The sequence below is a fragment of the Dietzia sp. DQ11-44 genome, assembly GCF_014145205.1.
Classification (GTDB): domain Bacteria; phylum Actinomycetota; class Actinomycetes; order Mycobacteriales; family Mycobacteriaceae; genus Dietzia; species Dietzia natronolimnaea.
In genome coordinates this window covers 1-2,892 of the sequence record NZ_JAALEC010000081.1, presented here as the reverse complement: position 1 = coordinate 2,892, position 2,892 = coordinate 1, and the positions used below count along the sequence as shown (strand labels likewise).

Sequence of the window (2,892 nt, the reverse complement as noted above, 5' to 3'; positions counted from 1 at the left end):
TGCCGACCTGGTGGTGACCGGCGAGGGCCGGCTCGACGACCAGACGATGCACGGCAAGACCCCCATGGGTGTGGCGGCGCTGTGTCGCTCGCACGCCGTGCCGGTGGTGGCCGTGTGCGGACGGCTGGACCTGGGTGCCGACCGCGTGGCGGAGGCCGGGTTCGCGGCCGCGGCCGCCCTCACCGAGCGGGAGCCGGACCTGGCCAGGTCGATGGCCAACGCGGGCGCGCTGTTGGAGGACGTGGCCGCGGAGGTCGTCTCGCGCATCCTGCCCTGACGATCGTCCGCTCGCCTAGCTCTCCTGCCGGGCGTCCGGCTGACCCGTGACGGTCACCGTCGCCGCGACGCGGTCGTCCACCGTCATCCACATCTGCAACCGGTGTCCGGTCCGCCGACGCCGGATCGTCATCGACGACCCCGGGACCACGGGGTGCGAGTACTCGATCACGACGCGGTGGCGCTGCCTCAGCAGGTCCTGGTGATCCATGAGCTCGTCCTCGACGGCGTCGAGGTAGGCGGCGTTGTTGACGTGCTGGAGCAGGTCGAAATCCGTGCTGCGGAGGATGTGGGGCCGGTCCTCCGGTAGATCCTGTCCGGTGGACCCGACGGGCGGGGGCGTGGTCATGGCGGCCCACCGCAGGCGGTGGGTCTCCGTGGTCGCCGAGAGGGTGGCGAAGCCCTCGTCGCTGATGCGGGCGGGCACGCCGTGGGCGTTGACGTTGATCCAGAACGCCTCGGTCTCCACCAGTCCGTCGGGTCGCGGCCCGTCGTCGTCGGGGCCGTCCCGGTGCTCCGCCGTCAGGCGCACCCGCATGTTCGCCCACCTGGTGGACAGTCCGGAGCACCAGCGCTGGAGGTGGACGGTGGCCGGCCAGGAGATCGGCTCGATCACGTCGATCACGGTCCGCCGGACGATCCAGTACGGGTCGGTCCGGGCGTGACCGGTGGCCTCGAGATCGTCGCCCGCCACGTCCTGGAGGAACCGGGCGATGCTGTCCAACCGCAGCCGGCGCAGGGGATCGACCTCGCCCGTTCGCACCGTGCGGGAGGTGGAGTAGCCCGATCCGGCCGAGGGTGGAGGGGGAAGCGGTTGCGGGCCGTCATCCTGCACTGGGTCGGTCATCTATATGGTCCTCTCGCGTGTCCGGTCCGGGCGGGCGCGTCGCGCCCTTCCGGTATCCCGCGACGGTCCGGCCACTGTAGACGTACTCCCACCGCGCGGCGGTCCCGGGCACGCCGGGTGACGGGTGGTCCATGATGGGGACACCGACAGACCCCGGAGGTCGACATGCGCAAGTGGCTCCTCGGCGCCCCCGTCGCCGCCCTGGCCGCCGTCGCGGCCTCGGACCTGAGACAGACCAGGTACCCGATCCTGCGGACCTTCCCCGTCCTGGGGCACGCGCGGATGGCCCTGAGCTCCATCGGTCCCGAACTGCGCCAGTACATCGTGGCGGGCAACAACGAGGAGCGGCCGTTCACCCGGGACCAACGTGCCTGGATCCAGGAGTCGGCGGAGGGACGGGCCACCACGTTCGGGTTCGGCACGGACAACAACATCGAGTTCCTCGAGGGTTACCCGATCGTCAAGCCGCGCACGTTCGCCGGGGTGACGGTGTCGGCCCACGCGCACTCCGCCGAGCAGATCCAACTCCCACCGGCCAAGGTCCTCGGCGCCGCCCGCGGCCGGGCCCGCGCGTTCCGCCCCGAGTCCCTGGTGTCGATCTCGGGGATGAGCTACGGCGCGCTGTCGGCCCCTGCTGTCGAGGCCCTCAACCGCGGCGCCGCTCTCGCGGGCGCTCTGCACAACACGGGCGAGGGCGGGCTGAGCCCGTACCACCAGAAGGGCGGTGACCTGGTTTTCCAGATCGGCACCGCCTACTTCGGGGTCCGCGACGCCGAAGGCCGATTCGACATCGACGCTCTGGTGGCCCTCACCGAGAAGCACCCGATCCGGGCGATCGAGATCAAGCTCAGCCAGGGCGCCAAACCCGGACTGGGCGGCCTGCTGCCCGCGGCCAAGGTCACGGCGGAGATCGGGCGGATCCGCGGCATCCCCACCGACCGCGAGTGTGCGAGCCCGTCCCGGCACACCGCCTTCCACGACGTGGACTCCATGCTCGACCTGGTGGAGGAGATCGCCGAGCGCACCGGCCTGCCGGTGGGCATCAAATCCGCGGTCGGCGAGCTGGACTTCTGGGAGCAGCTGGCCGCCGCGATGATCCCGCGGGAGCGCGGCGTCGACTTCATCACCATCGACGGTGGCGAGGGTGGCACCGGCGCCGCCCCGCTCGTCTTCACCGACGCGGTGTCACTGCCGTTCCGGTTGGGATTCTCCCGCGTCTACCGGGTCTTCGCCGAGGCCGGACTGACCGACGACGTGGTGTTCGTGGGCTCCGGCAAGCTGGGCATCCCCGAGAACGCGGCGGTCGCGTTCGCGCTCGGTGCGGACATGATCGCGGTCGGCCGCGAGGCCATGCTCTCCATCGGCTGCATCCAGGCCCAGAAGTGCCACACCGACCGCTGCCCCACCGGGGTGGCCACCCAGAACCCGTGGCTGGTCCGAGGAGTGGACCCCACGAACAAGGCCGTGCGGTGCGCGGCCTACATCCGGTCGCTGCGACGCGATCTCGTCAAGATCTCCGGCGCCGTCGGCGTGCCCCACCCGTCACTGATCGGGCCCGAGGACGTGGAGCTGGCCAACGGCACCCGGGACTCGACGACGCTCGCGGAGATCTACGGATACCGACCCGGGTGGGGACTGCCCGGCCCGGCCGACATCCGCCGGATCACCGACCTCATGACCGCGAGCGGCGCGGCCGAGCACACCGCCGCCTACACGCCCCCCGGGCTCTGACCACACCCCTCCCCGACCCTGCTCCACCCCGCCCCGCC

General features: G+C 71.6%; 3 protein-coding genes. 2 read left to right on the top strand and 1 reads right to left on the bottom strand.

Going from position 1 to position 2,892, the window contains the following annotated elements; all coding sequences use genetic code 11:
* A partial coding sequence (locus G6018_RS02460) for a glycerate kinase (protein WP_182638621.1) occupies positions 1-277 on the top strand: 277 nt, incomplete at its 5' end.
* A gap of 15 nt (positions 278-292) precedes the next feature.
* Here G6018_RS02460 and G6018_RS02455 read toward each other — a convergent pair.
* The gene (locus G6018_RS02455) at positions 293-1,123 is read right to left on the bottom strand and encodes an acyl-ACP thioesterase domain-containing protein (RefSeq protein WP_182638620.1); all 831 of its coding nucleotides are present in this window, start codon (positions 1,121-1,123) and stop codon (positions 293-295) included.
* A gap of 165 nt (positions 1,124-1,288) precedes the next feature.
* On the opposite strand from G6018_RS02455, the gene G6018_RS02450 reads away from it, so the two are divergent.
* The gene (locus G6018_RS02450) at positions 1,289-2,854 is read left to right on the top strand and encodes an FMN-binding glutamate synthase family protein (RefSeq protein WP_182638619.1); all 1,566 of its coding nucleotides are present in this window, start codon (positions 1,289-1,291) and stop codon (positions 2,852-2,854) included.
* The last annotated feature ends 38 nt before the right edge of the window (positions 2,855-2,892 follow it).

Excerpts from the sequence above, each read along its gene's own strand:
- G6018_RS02450 (WP_182638619.1), top strand. The coding sequence starts at position 1,289 with ATGCGCAAGTGGCTCCTCGGCGCCCCCGTCGCCGCCCTGGCCGCCGTC.
- G6018_RS02455 (WP_182638620.1), bottom strand. The coding sequence starts at position 1,123 with ATGACCGACCCAGTGCAGGATGACGGCCCGCAACCGCTTCCCCCTCCA.